The organism is Klebsiella sp. 1SOBk10mer (genome assembly GCF_046602535.1).
GTDB lineage: Bacteria > Pseudomonadota > Gammaproteobacteria > Enterobacterales > Enterobacteriaceae > Klebsiella > Klebsiella quasipneumoniae.
On sequence record NZ_JBKIUP010000002.1, the window covers coordinates 618,060 to 631,144 of the forward strand.

At 55.3% G+C, this 13,085-nt stretch carries 14 protein-coding genes; 8 read left to right on the top strand and 6 right to left on the bottom strand.

The features are described from left to right. Positions 1-96: 96 nt before the first annotated feature. Positions 97-747 (bottom strand): multidrug efflux transporter transcriptional repressor AcrR, encoded by a 651-nt coding sequence (gene acrR, locus ACLH1I_RS08670; protein ID WP_004204746.1) that lies wholly within the window; start codon positions 745-747, stop codon positions 97-99. Positions 748-889: 142 nt separating this feature from the next. Here acrR and acrA point away from each other — a divergent pair, with 142 nt between their 5' ends. The 5 genes from acrA to maa all read left to right on the top strand — a co-directional run bounded on the left by acrA (position 890) and on the right by maa (position 7,080). Further along, a complete protein-coding gene (gene acrA / locus ACLH1I_RS08675) occupies positions 890-2,083 on the top strand; it encodes a multidrug efflux RND transporter periplasmic adaptor subunit AcrA (RefSeq protein ID WP_004204747.1) in 1,194 nt (397 codons plus the stop codon). A 22-nt stretch (positions 2,084-2,105) separates the two neighbouring features. Further along, positions 2,106-5,252, top strand: a complete 3,147-nt coding sequence (gene acrB, locus ACLH1I_RS08680; protein WP_017898892.1) for a multidrug efflux RND transporter permease subunit AcrB — start codon at positions 2,106-2,108, stop codon at positions 5,250-5,252. Positions 5,253-5,736: 484 nt separating this feature from the next. Beyond that, positions 5,737-6,111 carry an Hha toxicity modulator TomB gene (gene tomB, locus ACLH1I_RS08685; RefSeq protein WP_002892066.1) on the top strand — a complete coding sequence of 125 codons (375 nt, stop codon included), beginning with the start codon at positions 5,737-5,739 and terminating at the stop codon, positions 6,109-6,111. A gap of 26 nt (positions 6,112-6,137) precedes the next feature. Next, positions 6,138-6,356 carry an HHA domain-containing protein gene (locus ACLH1I_RS08690; protein ID WP_002892050.1) on the top strand — a complete coding sequence of 73 codons (219 nt, stop codon included), beginning with the start codon at positions 6,138-6,140 and terminating at the stop codon, positions 6,354-6,356. A 157-nt stretch (positions 6,357-6,513) separates the two neighbouring features. Further along, complete coding sequence (gene maa / locus ACLH1I_RS08695) at positions 6,514-7,080, top strand: maltose O-acetyltransferase (RefSeq protein WP_049093337.1); 567 nt, start codon at positions 6,514-6,516, stop codon at positions 7,078-7,080. On the opposite strand, the gene ACLH1I_RS08700 is transcribed toward maa, so the two are convergent. Next, positions 7,052-7,174, bottom strand: a complete 123-nt coding sequence (locus tag ACLH1I_RS08700; RefSeq protein WP_053087189.1) for a hypothetical protein — start codon at positions 7,172-7,174, stop codon at positions 7,052-7,054. The genes maa and ACLH1I_RS08700 overlap by 29 nt on opposite strands. 42 nt (positions 7,175-7,216) lie before the next feature. On the opposite strand from ACLH1I_RS08700, the gene ACLH1I_RS08705 reads away from it, so the two are divergent. Beyond that, entirely contained in the window at positions 7,217-7,687 is a 471-nt protein-coding gene (locus ACLH1I_RS08705) for a YlaC family protein (RefSeq protein ID WP_049093338.1), read from the top strand. Here the strand turns inward: ACLH1I_RS08705 and ACLH1I_RS08710 are convergent. Beyond that, entirely contained in the window at positions 7,656-9,113 is a 1,458-nt protein-coding gene (locus ACLH1I_RS08710; protein ID WP_151628472.1) for a PLP-dependent aminotransferase family protein, read from the bottom strand. The two genes, ACLH1I_RS08705 and ACLH1I_RS08710, sit on opposite strands and share 32 nt — an antisense overlap. A gap of 100 nt (positions 9,114-9,213) precedes the next feature. Here ACLH1I_RS08710 and ACLH1I_RS08715 point away from each other — a divergent pair, with 100 nt between their 5' ends. Further along, positions 9,214-9,912, top strand: coding sequence for a GNAT family N-acetyltransferase (locus tag ACLH1I_RS08715; RefSeq protein WP_004204753.1), 699 nt, complete (start codon positions 9,214-9,216; stop codon positions 9,910-9,912). On the opposite strand, the gene ykgO is transcribed toward ACLH1I_RS08715, so the two are convergent. From ykgO to ACLH1I_RS08730, 3 genes are all read right to left on the bottom strand, one after another. Beyond that, positions 9,909-10,049 carry a type B 50S ribosomal protein L36 gene (gene ykgO / locus ACLH1I_RS08720; protein ID WP_002892018.1) on the bottom strand — a complete coding sequence of 47 codons (141 nt, stop codon included), beginning with the start codon at positions 10,047-10,049 and terminating at the stop codon, positions 9,909-9,911. The genes ACLH1I_RS08715 and ykgO overlap by 4 nt on opposite strands. After that, positions 10,049-10,312 (bottom strand): type B 50S ribosomal protein L31, encoded by a 264-nt coding sequence (locus ACLH1I_RS08725; RefSeq protein ID WP_004204754.1) that lies wholly within the window; start codon positions 10,310-10,312, stop codon positions 10,049-10,051. The genes ykgO and ACLH1I_RS08725 overlap by 1 nt, the downstream gene beginning before the upstream one ends. A gap of 116 nt (positions 10,313-10,428) precedes the next feature. Then, the gene (locus ACLH1I_RS08730; RefSeq protein WP_004204755.1) at positions 10,429-11,499 is read right to left on the bottom strand and encodes a LacI family DNA-binding transcriptional regulator; all 1,071 of its coding nucleotides are present in this window, start codon (positions 11,497-11,499) and stop codon (positions 10,429-10,431) included. 270 nt (positions 11,500-11,769) lie between these two features. Between ACLH1I_RS08730 and ACLH1I_RS08735 the strand changes: the two genes are divergently transcribed. Then, on the top strand, positions 11,770-13,041 hold the full coding sequence (locus ACLH1I_RS08735; RefSeq protein ID WP_004204756.1) for a maltoporin: 1,272 nt from the start codon (positions 11,770-11,772) through the stop codon (positions 13,039-13,041). Positions 13,042-13,085: the final 44 nt, after the last annotated feature.

Consider the following 13,085-nt stretch of genomic DNA (forward strand, 5'->3'; position numbering starts at 1 on the left):
TACCGGGGGTCGTCGCAAGCGCGCAGAATAGCACTTCTCATCGCTGGCGAATAGCGGCGGACCGCGCTAAAAATTCACGCTCATCCGCACGCTTCGTTAAGCTGGCAGGCTCTCCGGGCCGCGAAGCGTGGGGCAGAATTGATACATCTCCAGCAGGATGGCGACGTAGTCACGCGCTTCCGCATGCAGGTCGAACGAGTCGGGAGCAAACAGCCAGTTCTCCATCAGGCCTGAAAGGTAGCTGCGCATTAAAATCGCCGCTCGCCGGGTGAGTAAATTGGCAGGCAACAGCTTCGCCGCAATACACTCTTTTAAGGTTTGCTCGATACGCTCGTAGCTCGCCAGGGAGAGCTGCCGCTGGGCCTGCTGCACTACGGTCATTTCTCCGACGAATTCACACTTATGGAAGATAATCTCCATCATCAACCGACGACGCTCTTCTGTCACTGTCGCTTCAAGAACATACACTAATATCTCCCTGATAACTGAGAGTGGATCGTTGGGGAATTTTGCCCGATACTCAATTTCGAGATCGCTAATACTGGCGTCTGACAGCTCCCAAATTTCGTTGAATAAATCTGATTTATTCTTGAAATGCCAGTAGATAGCCCCCCTCGTTACACCCGCAGCTTTTGCAATTGTTGCCAACGAGGTAGATGATACGCCTTGCTGCGAAAACAGACGCAGAGCAACATCCAGAATCAGTTGCCGGGTTTCACGTGCCTGTTGTTTGGTTTTTCGTGCCATAGGTTAATGACTTTACAGAGGTTACGTTTACATACATTTGTGAATGTATGTACCATAGCACGACCATAATAGAAAGACTGTAGTGGGTTTGTGGTTGTTTGAGCCACTGAACATTTTGAAATTGGACACTCGAGGTTTACATATGAACAAAAACAGAGGGTTAACGCCTCTGGCGGTCGTTCTGATGCTCTCAGGCAGCTTAGCGCTAACAGGATGTGACGATAAACCGGCTCAACAAGGAGCCCAGCACATGCCGGAAGTCGGTATTGTGACGCTCAAATCCGCACCTCTACAAATAACCACCGAACTGCCAGGCCGCACCAGCGCCTATCGCATTGCGGAAGTTCGTCCTCAGGTCAGTGGCATTATTTTAAAACGTAACTTCGTGGAAGGTAGCGATATCCAGGCCGGCGTTTCCCTGTATCAGATCGATCCAGCCACCTATCAGGCCAGCTATGACAGCGCCAAAGGCGACCTGGCAAAAGCCCAGGCGGCGGCAAACATGGATCAACTGACGGTCAAGCGTTATCAGAAACTGTTAGGCACTAAATATATCAGTCAACAAGACTACGATACCGCCGTCGCGACGGCGCAGCAGAGCAATGCGGCCGTGGTCGCGGCGAAAGCAGCCGTTGAAACCGCGCGCATCAATCTGGCCTACACCAAAGTCACCTCGCCGATTAGCGGTCGCATTGGTAAATCCGCGGTAACCGAAGGGGCGCTGGTGCAAAATGGTCAAACAACCGCCCTGGCAACCGTTCAGCAGTTGGATCCGATCTATGTCGACGTCACCCAGTCGAGCAATGATTTCCTGCGCCTGAAACAGGAGCTGGCCGATGGCCGTCTGAAACAGGAAAACGGGAAAGCGAAAGTGGAGCTGGTGACTAACGACGGTCTTAAGTATCCGCAGGCCGGCACGCTGGAATTCTCGGATGTCACCGTCGATCAGACCACCGGCTCTATCACGCTGCGCGCTATTTTCCCTAACCCGGATCACACCCTGCTACCGGGGATGTTTGTCCGTGCCCGTCTGGAAGAAGGGGTTAACCCTGACGCCCTGCTGGTACCGCAACAGGGTGTCACCCGTACGCCGCGCGGCGATGCCAGCGTCATGGTAGTGGGTGAAGGCGATAAGGTCGAAGTCCGCCAGGTCACTGCTTCTCAAGCGATTGGCGATAAATGGCTGGTCACTGACGGTCTGAAATCCGGCGATCGCGTTATCGTCACCGGCCTGCAAAAAATCAAACCAGGCGTGCAGGTAAAAGCGCAGGAAGTAGCTTCTGATGATAAACAGCAAGCCGCAGGCAACGCGCCATCAGAACAAACCAAGTCTTAACTTAAACAGGAGCCGTTAAGACATGCCTAATTTCTTTATCGATCGCCCCATATTTGCATGGGTGATCGCCATCATCATCATGCTGGCTGGGGGATTATCGATCCTCAAATTGCCGGTGGCGCAATATCCGACGATTGCGCCGCCAGCAATTTCCATTACCGCCATGTACCCCGGTGCTGACGCCGAAACCGTGCAGAACACCGTGACTCAGGTTATCGAACAGAATATGAACGGTATCGATCACCTGATGTACATGTCCTCGAATGGCGACTCCACCGGTACGGCGACCATCACCCTGACCTTCGAATCCGGTACCGATCCGGACATCGCCCAGGTTCAGGTTCAGAACAAGCTGGCCCTGGCCACCCCTCTGCTGCCGCAAGAAGTACAGCAGCAAGGGATCAGCGTTGAGAAAGCGTCCAGCAGCTTCCTGATGGTTGTCGGCGTTATTAACACCAACGGCACCATGAACCAGGACGATATTTCGGACTACGTGGCGGCCAACATGAAGGACCCGATCAGCCGTACCAGCGGCGTCGGCGACGTTCAGCTTTTCGGTTCCCAGTACGCGATGCGTATCTGGATGGATCCGAATAAACTGAATAACTTCCAGCTCACGCCGGTGGACGTGATCAGCGCTCTGAAAGCGCAGAACGCCCAGGTAGCCGCTGGTCAGTTAGGCGGTACGCCGCCGGTGAAAGGTCAGCAGCTCAACGCGTCCATCGTCGCACAAACGCGTCTGACCAATACGGAAGAGTTTGGCAACATCCTGCTGAAGGTGAACCAGGATGGTTCCCAGGTTCGTCTGCGTGATGTCGCCAAAATTGAGCTTGGTGGCGAAAGCTATGACGTGGTGGCGAAGTATAACGGCCAGCCAGCGTCCGGTCTGGGTATTAAACTGGCTACCGGCGCGAACGCGCTGGATACCGCCAACGCGATCCGCGCTGAACTGGCGAAGATGGAGCCGTTTTTCCCGTCGGGGATGAAAATCGTTTACCCGTATGACACCACCCCGTTCGTGAAAATCTCTATTCACGAAGTGGTTAAAACGCTGGTGGAAGCGATCATCCTGGTCTTCCTGGTGATGTATCTGTTCCTGCAGAACTTCCGCGCCACGCTGATCCCGACCATCGCGGTGCCGGTGGTCCTGTTAGGGACCTTCGCGGTGCTGGCGGCGTTTGGCTTCTCGATAAACACCCTGACGATGTTCGGGATGGTGCTCGCCATCGGCCTGCTGGTGGATGACGCCATCGTGGTGGTCGAGAACGTCGAGCGCGTCATGGCCGAAGAAGGCCTGCCGCCGAAAGAAGCGACGCGTAAATCGATGGGGCAGATTCAGGGCGCGCTGGTAGGTATCGCCATGGTGCTGTCGGCGGTATTTATCCCGATGGCATTCTTCGGCGGTTCAACCGGCGCCATCTATCGCCAGTTCTCCATCACCATCGTTTCCGCGATGGCGCTATCGGTACTGGTCGCGCTGATCCTGACGCCGGCGCTGTGCGCCACGATGCTGAAGCCTATCCAGAAAGGCAGCCACGGCGCGACCACCGGTTTCTTCGGCTGGTTTAACCGCATGTTCGATAAGAGCACGCACCATTACACCGACAGCGTAGGCAACATTCTGCGCAGCACCGGTCGCTATCTGGTGCTGTATCTGATCATCGTAGTGGGCATGGCGTGGCTGTTCGTTCGTCTGCCGAGCTCGTTCCTGCCGGACGAAGACCAGGGGGTATTCCTGAGTATGGCCCAGCTGCCTGCCGGCGCCACCCAGGAGCGCACGCAGAAAGTGCTGGATGAGATGACGAATTACTATCTCACCAAAGAGAAGGACAACGTGGAATCCGTGTTTGCGGTTAACGGCTTCGGCTTCGCCGGCCGCGGCCAGAACACCGGTATCGCGTTCGTCTCGCTGAAAGACTGGAGCCAACGTCCGGGCGACGAAAACAAAGTTGAAGCGATCACTGGTCGGGCGATGGGCTACTTCTCGCAGATTAAAGACGCGATGGTCTTCGCCTTTAACCTGCCGGCTATCGTTGAACTGGGTACCGCGACCGGCTTTGACTTCCAGCTGATTGATCAGGGCGGCCTGGGACACGAAAAACTGACCCAGGCACGTAATCAGCTGTTTGGTATGGTGGCGCAGCATCCTGACGTGCTGACCGGCGTGCGTCCTAACGGTCTGGAAGATACACCGCAGTTCAAAGTCGATATCGATCAGGAAAAAGCCCAGGCGCTGGGCGTCTCCATCAGCGACATTAACACCACGCTGGGCGCTGCCTGGGGCGGAAGCTATGTCAACGACTTTATCGACCGCGGCCGCGTGAAGAAAGTGTACATCATGTCCGAAGCGAAATACCGTATGCTGCCGGAAGACATCGGCAAGTGGTATGTTCGCGGCAGTGATGGCCAGATGGTGCCGTTCTCCGCCTTCTCCACCTCGCGTTGGGAATACGGTTCGCCGCGTCTGGAACGCTACAACGGTCTGCCATCGATGGAAATTCTTGGCCAGGCAGCGCCAGGCAAGAGTACCGGTGAGGCGATGAGCCTGATGGAAGAGCTGGCGGGTAAACTGCCGTCGGGTATCGGCTACGACTGGACCGGGATGTCTTATCAGGAGCGGCTGTCCGGTAACCAGGCCCCTGCCCTGTATGCCATCTCGCTGATTGTCGTCTTCCTGTGTCTGGCAGCGCTGTATGAGAGCTGGTCGATTCCGTTCTCGGTCATGCTGGTCGTACCGTTAGGTGTGGTCGGCGCGCTGTTAGCCGCCACCCTCCGCGGTTTAACCAATGACGTTTACTTCCAGGTTGGCCTGTTGACCACCATCGGCCTGTCGGCGAAGAACGCGATACTGATCGTTGAATTCGCCAAAGACCTGATGGAGAAAGAGGGCAAAGGGCTGATTGAGGCGACGCTTGAAGCGGTGCGTATGCGTCTGCGTCCGATCCTGATGACCTCTCTGGCGTTTATCCTTGGGGTTATGCCGCTGGTTATCAGCTCCGGTGCTGGCTCCGGTGCGCAGAACGCCGTCGGTACAGGCGTAATGGGCGGGATGGTGACCGCGACGATCCTGGCTATCTTCTTCGTGCCGGTGTTCTTTGTGGTGGTTCGTCGCCGCTTTAGTAAGAAAACGGAAGATATTGAGCACAGCCATCAGGTTGAGCATCATTAATCTGCACTACTGAACAAAGGGCCGCCACCGCGGCCCTTTTTTTGTTCATTACCGACAGGGCACATATTGCCATTGTTTATTTTTCGCGCTGCATTTAATATCTATTGATGTGTTGCAGACTATATCTATCGCGCTGTTTAGCCCTTAGGGTCTTCTCACGCTCATTTACCAGGAATAATCCTAATATCATCATTCACGGCCGGCGGTTTCTGAACGCGACGACTGCCTGTCTTAAACCGATGATTGATAAGACATCTCTATTTTTCAGGCTGCGCGCCCGGGCCGCAGAAATTAATTCGTCTATTTTTAAGATAATTTCTCTCTGATAATTGTAATTTTTCGTAATAGCACGATGAAATCTCCTGGAGAGTGGATTATAGTTAAATCAGCAGGATTACTTAGTTAGTGTCAGGTCAGTTAGTCGTGTTCATCCCACAACGGTGTTTGTTAGTCGTCGTTTAAACCACTCAAAAGGGGATGCGTTATGGACGAATACTCGCCAAAAAGACATGATATCGCACAACTACGCTTTCTCTGCGAAACGCTGTATCATGACTGCCTTGCAAACCTGGAAGAGAGCAACCATGGCTGGGTCAACGACCCGACATCGGCTGTCAATCTCCAGTTAAATGAACTGATCGAGCACATTGCCACATTCGCCCTTAATTATAAAATTAAGTACGCTGAGGATAATAAGCTGATCGCTCAGGTTGACGAATATCTGGACGACACATTTACGTTGTTCAGTAACTACGGCATTAACTCTACGGATTTGCAAAAGTGGAAAAAATCCGGTAATCGGTTATTTCGTTGTTTTGTCAACGCCAGCCGGGAAAATCCGGCCAGTCTTTCGTGTTAGGATTATTACAATCAAAAGGTGGAATTATGTCTGATAAGCCATTAACTAAAACAGACTATTTGATGCGCTTACGTCGTTGCCAGACAATTGACACGCTGGAGCGCGTCATTGAAAAAAACAAATATGAACTTTCTGATAATGAGCTGGCGGTATTTTACTCAGCCGCCGATCATCGTCTGGCTGAACTGACTATGAATAAGCTGTACGATAAAATCCCGACGTCTGTCTGGAAATTTATCCGCTAATTAGTGCGCCCGACGCGGTCTGCTGACCGGATGGTAATCGCCAGCCTCAGCAGGACATCTTTGTGATAGTCATCACAGCATTCAGCCAAACGCAAACTTGTAACCGGTTTCTTTTTTATACTGTTGCGACCTCTAACGTCAGGTATAAGGAAGACCAATGAGTGAAGAAAAACGCAAAATGATCGCCGGTGAGCTCTATTTATCTGGCGACCCAACGCTTCGCGCCGATCGCCTGCGCGCCAGACAGCTGCTGTACCGTTATAATCATTCCGCCCCGAATGCCCAGGAAGAACGTCAGCATATTCTGGCCGAGCTGTTCGGTCGCGCTGGCGATGCGTATATCGAGCCAAGCTTTCGCTGCGACTACGGCTACAATATCTTTCTCGGCGCCGGTTTTTATGCCAATTTCGACTGTGTGATGCTGGACGTCTGCCCTATCCATATTGGCGATAACTGCATGCTGGCGCCGGGCGTCCATATCTATACCGCCACCCATCCGCTGGATGCTGAGGCCCGAAACAGCGGCCAGGAATATGGCAAACCGGTGACCATTGGACACAATGTGTGGATTGGTGGTCGGGCGGTGATCAATCCCGGGGTGACCATTGGCGATAATGCGGTCATCGCCTCCGGAGCGGTGGTCACTAAAGACGTTCCCGCCAGTACCGTTGTCGGCGGCAACCCGGCGCAGATCATCAAGCGCCTTCCGCCACCGAATACGTAACTGTTATGCTTTTCTGTAACTGATCTGTTACTTTCTCCGCAGAATACTGCAACATAAAATAACCTTCAGGCTGAGCCTGCCGCACCTGATCCATCGGGCGCAAGGGGCGGGCTTATTGCAGAATTCGGGGACCAAGATGACAGAAATACAACGCCTGCTGACTCACACCATTGACGAACTTAACGTGCAGGAAAAACGCGATAATCGCCCGCGTTTTAGCATCAGTTTTATCCGCAACCATCCGGGCCTGTTTGTTGCCATGTATGCCGCGTTTCTGGCGACGCTGGTGGTCATGATGCGCTCTGAAACGCTGGTGGATTCGGTCTGGTTGTTGGTGGTGCTGTTCATCCTGTTCAACGCTTTTTTCTTCTTTGACGTCTATCCACGCTATCGTTACGAAGATATCGATGTCCTCGACTTTCGCGTGTGTTACAACGGCGAATGGTACAACACCCGCTTTGTCCCCCGACAGCTGATCGACCGTATCCTGCAGTCGCCGGACGTCGATAGCGAGCAGAAGGCACAGCTTAAAAAAATGGTCGACACCAAAGGCGAACTCTCCTTTTACGATGTCTTTACGCTGACCCGCGCCGGTACTGCGCAATAAGACGATTCAGCGTCCGCAGCGCCAGCGGATAGCGGGAAGCCGAAGTATTGCCATACCCCAGCACCAGCCCGCTCCGCCCCCGCCGCGGGTCGAGATAGAAATGACTTAGCGCAGCGGGCGCCAGCTGAAACTGACGCGCCTGCTGCGCAATCGTTCGATCGTCGATCCCCTCTATGGCCAACGTCAGATGGAGTCCCCCTTCCCCACCGAGGACTTCGCACGGCACGGTAATCTCTTGCGCCAGCGCCTCGCGCAGCTGTTGCTGACGTTTGCGGTACAGACGACGCATCGCTGCCAGATGACGCGCATAGTGTCCCTTCTCGATAAAGCTGGCCAGCGCACGCTGTTCAGCGCGGTGCCCGCCGCGCAGCAGCGCGCCAATGGCCTCCTGAGCGGCATCCGCCAGCGCGGACGGCATGACCATAAAACCGATACGCAGCGCCGGAAACAGGGTTTTGCTGAAGGTGCCGAGATAGACCACCGGGGCATCCGGGACCATCCCCAGCATCGCCGGGATCGGCTCTCCGCTGTGGCGAAACTCGCTGTCGTAGTCATCCTCCACAATCCACGCGCCGTGCCGATGGGCATACTCCACCAGCGCCAGACGCCGCGCGGCGCTCATGACGCTCCCAAGGGGATACTGATGAGAGGGAGAGGTGAAAATCAGCCGGGGTGGCTCTGCCACGCCGTTGTCGATACACATCCCTTCACCATCGACGGCCATCCCACAGACCCGCAGCCCCGCTCGCTGGAAACCACTCCTGGCACCCAGGTACCCCGGCTCTTCCAGCCACACGCTGTCGCCCGGGTTGGTCAACAACGAGGCGCATAAGTTGACCCCTTCCAGCGCCCCCTCGGTGATGACGATCTGCCGGATATCGCACCGGATGCCCCGGGAGAGCGCCAGATGGCGGGCGATAGCCTCCCGCAGTTGGGGATCGCCCGCGGCCTCACCGTAGCCCAGCAGCGTGCTGCCTTCGTCGCGCAATGCCTTATCGATTAACCGCCGCCACAGCGGCAGCGGGAAATAGTTCACCGCCGGCATGCCAGGCGTAAACGGCAGCGTCGGCGAGTCACGGCGCATAGCGGCTGGCAGCCCCTGCAGCCGCTCAGACAGCACAACGGGTGGCGCGATTACCTCCTGCCGACGGCTAGCGGCGAGCGGCACCACCTGCGTCCCCTGACGGCTTCGCGTCAGGTATCCCTCCAGCGTCAGCTGCTCCAGTGCGGCATTCACCGTATTACGCGACAGATGCAGTCGACCGGCAATCACGCGCGATCCTGGCAAACGGCAGCTGGCCGCCAGGGTTCCCTGCAGGATGGCATGGCGCAAAGTGTGGTAAAGGGCACGCTGCAGGGTTTCGTCCGTTCGCTGCCGCATCCCCTGCGTCACCAACCCATAAAACGCATCGTCCGGTATATTCATGTCGCCTCCTCGTGGATCCATAAAAACATACTCTAATGGCACTTTTTATGGAACCAGCCAGCGCGTACGCTGCCTGTACATCCCCAATAAGGAAACAGCAATGTGTGAATACAATCAGTTTGGACAGGCGCTCGGCGCCGCGCTGCCCGACTGGCAACCCCGCCCCTGGCCGACCCGGCAGGTACTTCAGGGCAGCCGCTGTCGGCTCGAACCACTCACCCTCGCCCACGCCAGCGATCTGTTTGCTGCCCATCAGCTGGCGCCCGACGCCCGCAGCTGGACGTGGCTGCTGCGCGAACCGGAAACCAGCCTGGCTGAATTTAGCGCCTGGGTGGCGCAGGTTGCGACGCTGGCCGATCCGATCCATTTCGCCGTCGTTGACCAGCAGCGTGGAACGGCGGTCGGTTCGCTGGCGTTAATGCGCATCGATGCCACCCATGGCGTGGTCGAGGTGGGGCATGTCCATTTCTCTCCGCTGCTAAGCCGAACGGCTATGGCCACCGAAGCGCACTGGCTGTTGATGCAGTATGTGTTCGAGACGCTCGGCTACCGTCGCTATGAATGGAAATGCAATAGCCTCAATACGCCGTCAGGCCGGGCGGCAAGGCGACTGGGATTTCAGTACGAAGGACGTTTTCGTCAGGCGCTGGTGAGCAAAGGACACAACCGGGACACGGACTGGTTTTCAGTGATTGATGGCGAATGGCCGCAGCTGGATAGCGCCATGCGCCAATGGCTGGCCGCCGACAATTTTACCGCCGACGGTCAGCAGCGCCGTCCCCTGGAAAGCTTCCGTTAACGACGTTTTTTGCGCCCCTGCACTGCTTTGAAGCGGGGGTTGCTCTTGCAGATCACGTACAGCCGCCCTTTGCGTTTGACCAGCTGGCAATCCGGGTGGCGCTGTTTGGCGCTGCGTAATGAGTTAACGACCTGCATCATGCCTTCCTTTTTGCATCAATGAAGCCGCCAAAGCGCTGGCGGAAACGGGCCGCGCTACCCTCGCTGGCGAACGTTTTTTGTTTGCCGGTGTAGTACGGATGCGATTTCGAGGAGACGTCGATCGTCACATACGGATACGTCTCACCGTCGAGCTCAATCACGCGTTCGGTGCGGATGGTTGAGCCAACTTTAAAATATTCATTGGCGCTGGTGTCGTGAAACACCACCGTGCGATAGGGAGGATGGATATGGGCTTTCATCATGACCTCGTCATTATGTTATAACATAACAATTAAGGTACGCCGTTCCACGACAAAGATCAACCATGGTCATATCAGGGGTAATAACAAAGAGGCGAGTTTCCTCGCCTTTGGCTTCAGGGCGCCAGACGGTGGGCGATAGCGCGAAGTTGCTCCGCGATAGCCTGCAGATCTTTCCCCTGCTCGACTCTGGCGCCGCTGGAATGGCGAATCACCAGGCGCGCCGGCAGGATGGATGAGGTATGCGCCGCACCGCTGGTACTGGCGAGGATCCGCCGCACCGCCTCTTTCCCCTGCAGGTCGAGGTCCAGCGAGACCGTACTCAATGCCGGATAGAAAAAGGAGCTTTCGTAGGTATCGTCATAGCCAATCACCGACTTCTCTCCCGGCACCGCCACCTGATGCTGATGGAAGGCGCTGAGCACCCCCAGCGCCATCTGGTCATTGCCCACCAGCACGGCGCTGAAATTAGGCGTTTCCCGCAGCATCTGCAGCGCGCCGGCGTAGCCGCTCTGCGCATCCCAGTTGCCGCGCAGGACGGTCACCGGCTTCAGACCGTAGCCATCCAGGGTCTCGAGCCAGCTTTTCAGCCGCAGTTTCGCCGATACGGAGCTGTCCGGGCCTGCCAGCAACGCAATCTCCCGATGCCCCATCTCATAGAGATATTTGACGCTGGCCCGGGTGCCGTCCGCCGGGTTAAACGAAACGTTAAACACGGAGCTGTAGGGATCAACGTCGAGAAACAGGCAGACGATATCATCATTGTCAGCGGCGATTTTCTGCGCCTGTTCGGTCTCCAGCGGCACGTTGATAATGACCTTATCCACCCGCTGAGACTTCAGCTCATTGATGGAATCCTGGATGCTTTGGTTGACGCTCTCATCAATCATTGAAATCAGGACCTGGTAACCTTCCAGATTAGCATAGCGTTTTACCGCCGCCGCCACCTGGGAGGGGGCATGCCAGGCCAGCGAAATCGTCACCAGTCCGACCGTCTGGCTCTCCTTCCCCACCAGCTGCTGCGCCAGCCGGTTTGGCACATAGCGCAGAGCCTCTATCGATTTCTCCACCTTGCGGCGCGTCGCTTCGGATACATTGGCAGATTTGTTGAGTACCCTGGACACGGTCTGGTAAGAGACGCCCGCATGACGAGCGACGTCTTCCAGAGTAGCGCTTTTAGACTTCATGGTCCGGTTCCTTATGTTGTTATCCCATGATTGTAACAGGGGCCATTTGAAAAAACGCTCACCGCTACCTCTCATCGCAAAATTACACCACAAAAAGTATTACGTTCACAACCAGGTTAATTGTGAAACACTTCACTCATCACAACAAAAACCAGCGTTATTATTTGCACTTAGTCACACAATAATCATATCTCATTTGCCTGAAGTTACATTTAGGCATTTTATGACATCAGTTATGAGAACGTAATACAAAACAATAAGAGGATAGAGATGAATACGACACTGCGCGTCCTTTCCACAGCATTAGCCGCTGCGCTAATCGCCCCTTCCGCCTTTGCGGCTACCGCTGCGATCCCGACCGTTGATTTTCATGGCTATTTGCGTGCCGGGGTTGGGGTCTCCGGCGACGGTAGCGAAGCGGAATGGCAAAAGAACAAGCTGGGCCGGTTGGGGAACGAATCGGATACCTATGGCGAGCTGGAGTTAGGCTCCGAGGTCTACAAAAAAGATGATGTCAGTTTCTATCTCGACAGCATGGTCAGCATGGTCTCCGATGGCTCTAACGATAATGAAACCACGCTGAACGATGACGCGCAGTTCGGCTTACGTCAGCTGAACCTGCAGATCAAAGGGCTGATCCCGGGCGATCCGAATGCGGTGATCTGGGGCGGCAAACGTTACTACCAGCGTCACGACCTGCACATCATCGATACTAAATACTGGAACATTTCCGGCTCCGGGGCCGGGGTGGAAAACTACACCCTTGGCCCGGGCGCCGTCTCGCTGGCGTGGATCCGCGGCGATGCCAACGACGTTGACTATCGCGTCGATGGCGACAGCAACGTCAATATCAACTATATCGATTTACGCTACGCGGGATGGAAGCCGTGGTCCGGGTCGTGGACCGAATTCGGCATCGACTACGCCATGCCGAACACCACTAAAAAACAGGACAGCTACGGCGGACTGTACGATGCCGAAAATGGCGTGATGCTGACCGGTGAAATCAGTCAGGATATGCTGGGCGGCTATAACAAAACCGTGCTGCAGTATGCCAACAAAGGTCTGGCGCAGAACATGGTCTCCCAGGGCGGCGGCTGGTACGATATGTGGAACTACGTGAACGACGCCACCGGCTATCGCGTGATTAACACCGGTCTGATCCCCATTACCGAGAAATTCTCCATCAACCACGTTCTGACCTGGGGCTCGGCGGATGACATTACCGACTATACCGATAAAACGCGGATGCTGTCGCTGGTCGCCCGCGGGCAGTATCAGTTCACCGACTACGTGCGCCTGATTGGCGAAGTCGGCGGTTTCTATCAGAAAGACAGCTATAACAATGGCACCAGCTACAAACAGGCCGGTGAGAAATATACCATTGCGCTGGGCCTGGCGGACGGGCCGGACTTTATGTCACGCCCGGAATTACGTATTTTCGCGTCGTATCTGAATGATTCCGAAGATGGTAAACCGTTTGAAGACCAGACGGCGAATAATACCTGGAATTTCGGCGTACAGGTTGAAGCCTGGTGGTAATATCGCGCTGGTAAGACAAATACGTTATTGATATCTCCAACTGT

Excerpts from the sequence above, each read along its gene's own strand:
- acrA (WP_004204747.1), top strand. The coding sequence starts at position 890 with ATGAACAAAAACAGAGGGTTAACGCCTCTGGCGGTCGTTCTGATGCTC.
- ykgO (WP_002892018.1), bottom strand. The coding sequence starts at position 10,049 with ATGCAGGTCGTTAACTCATTACGCAGCGCCAAACAGCGCCACCCGGAT.
- ACLH1I_RS08735 (WP_004204756.1), top strand. The coding sequence starts at position 11,770 with ATGAATACGACACTGCGCGTCCTTTCCACAGCATTAGCCGCTGCGCTA.
- acrB (WP_017898892.1), top strand. The coding sequence starts at position 2,106 with ATGCCTAATTTCTTTATCGATCGCCCCATATTTGCATGGGTGATCGCC.
- tomB (WP_002892066.1), top strand. The coding sequence starts at position 5,737 with ATGGACGAATACTCGCCAAAAAGACATGATATCGCACAACTACGCTTT.
- ACLH1I_RS08730 (WP_004204755.1), bottom strand. The coding sequence starts at position 11,499 with ATGAAGTCTAAAAGCGCTACTCTGGAAGACGTCGCTCGTCATGCGGGC.
- ACLH1I_RS08690 (WP_002892050.1), top strand. The coding sequence starts at position 6,138 with ATGTCTGATAAGCCATTAACTAAAACAGACTATTTGATGCGCTTACGT.
- ACLH1I_RS08710 (WP_151628472.1), bottom strand. The coding sequence starts at position 9,113 with ATGAATATACCGGACGATGCGTTTTATGGGTTGGTGACGCAGGGGATG.
- ACLH1I_RS08715 (WP_004204753.1), top strand. The coding sequence starts at position 9,214 with ATGTGTGAATACAATCAGTTTGGACAGGCGCTCGGCGCCGCGCTGCCC.
- ACLH1I_RS08725 (WP_004204754.1), bottom strand. The coding sequence starts at position 10,312 with ATGAAAGCCCATATCCATCCTCCCTATCGCACGGTGGTGTTTCACGAC.
- ACLH1I_RS08705 (WP_049093338.1), top strand. The coding sequence starts at position 7,217 with ATGACAGAAATACAACGCCTGCTGACTCACACCATTGACGAACTTAAC.
- acrR (WP_004204746.1), bottom strand. The coding sequence starts at position 747 with ATGGCACGAAAAACCAAACAACAGGCACGTGAAACCCGGCAACTGATT.
- ACLH1I_RS08700 (WP_053087189.1), bottom strand. The coding sequence starts at position 7,174 with ATGGATCAGGTGCGGCAGGCTCAGCCTGAAGGTTATTTTATGTTGCAG.
- maa (WP_049093337.1), top strand. The coding sequence starts at position 6,514 with ATGAGTGAAGAAAAACGCAAAATGATCGCCGGTGAGCTCTATTTATCT.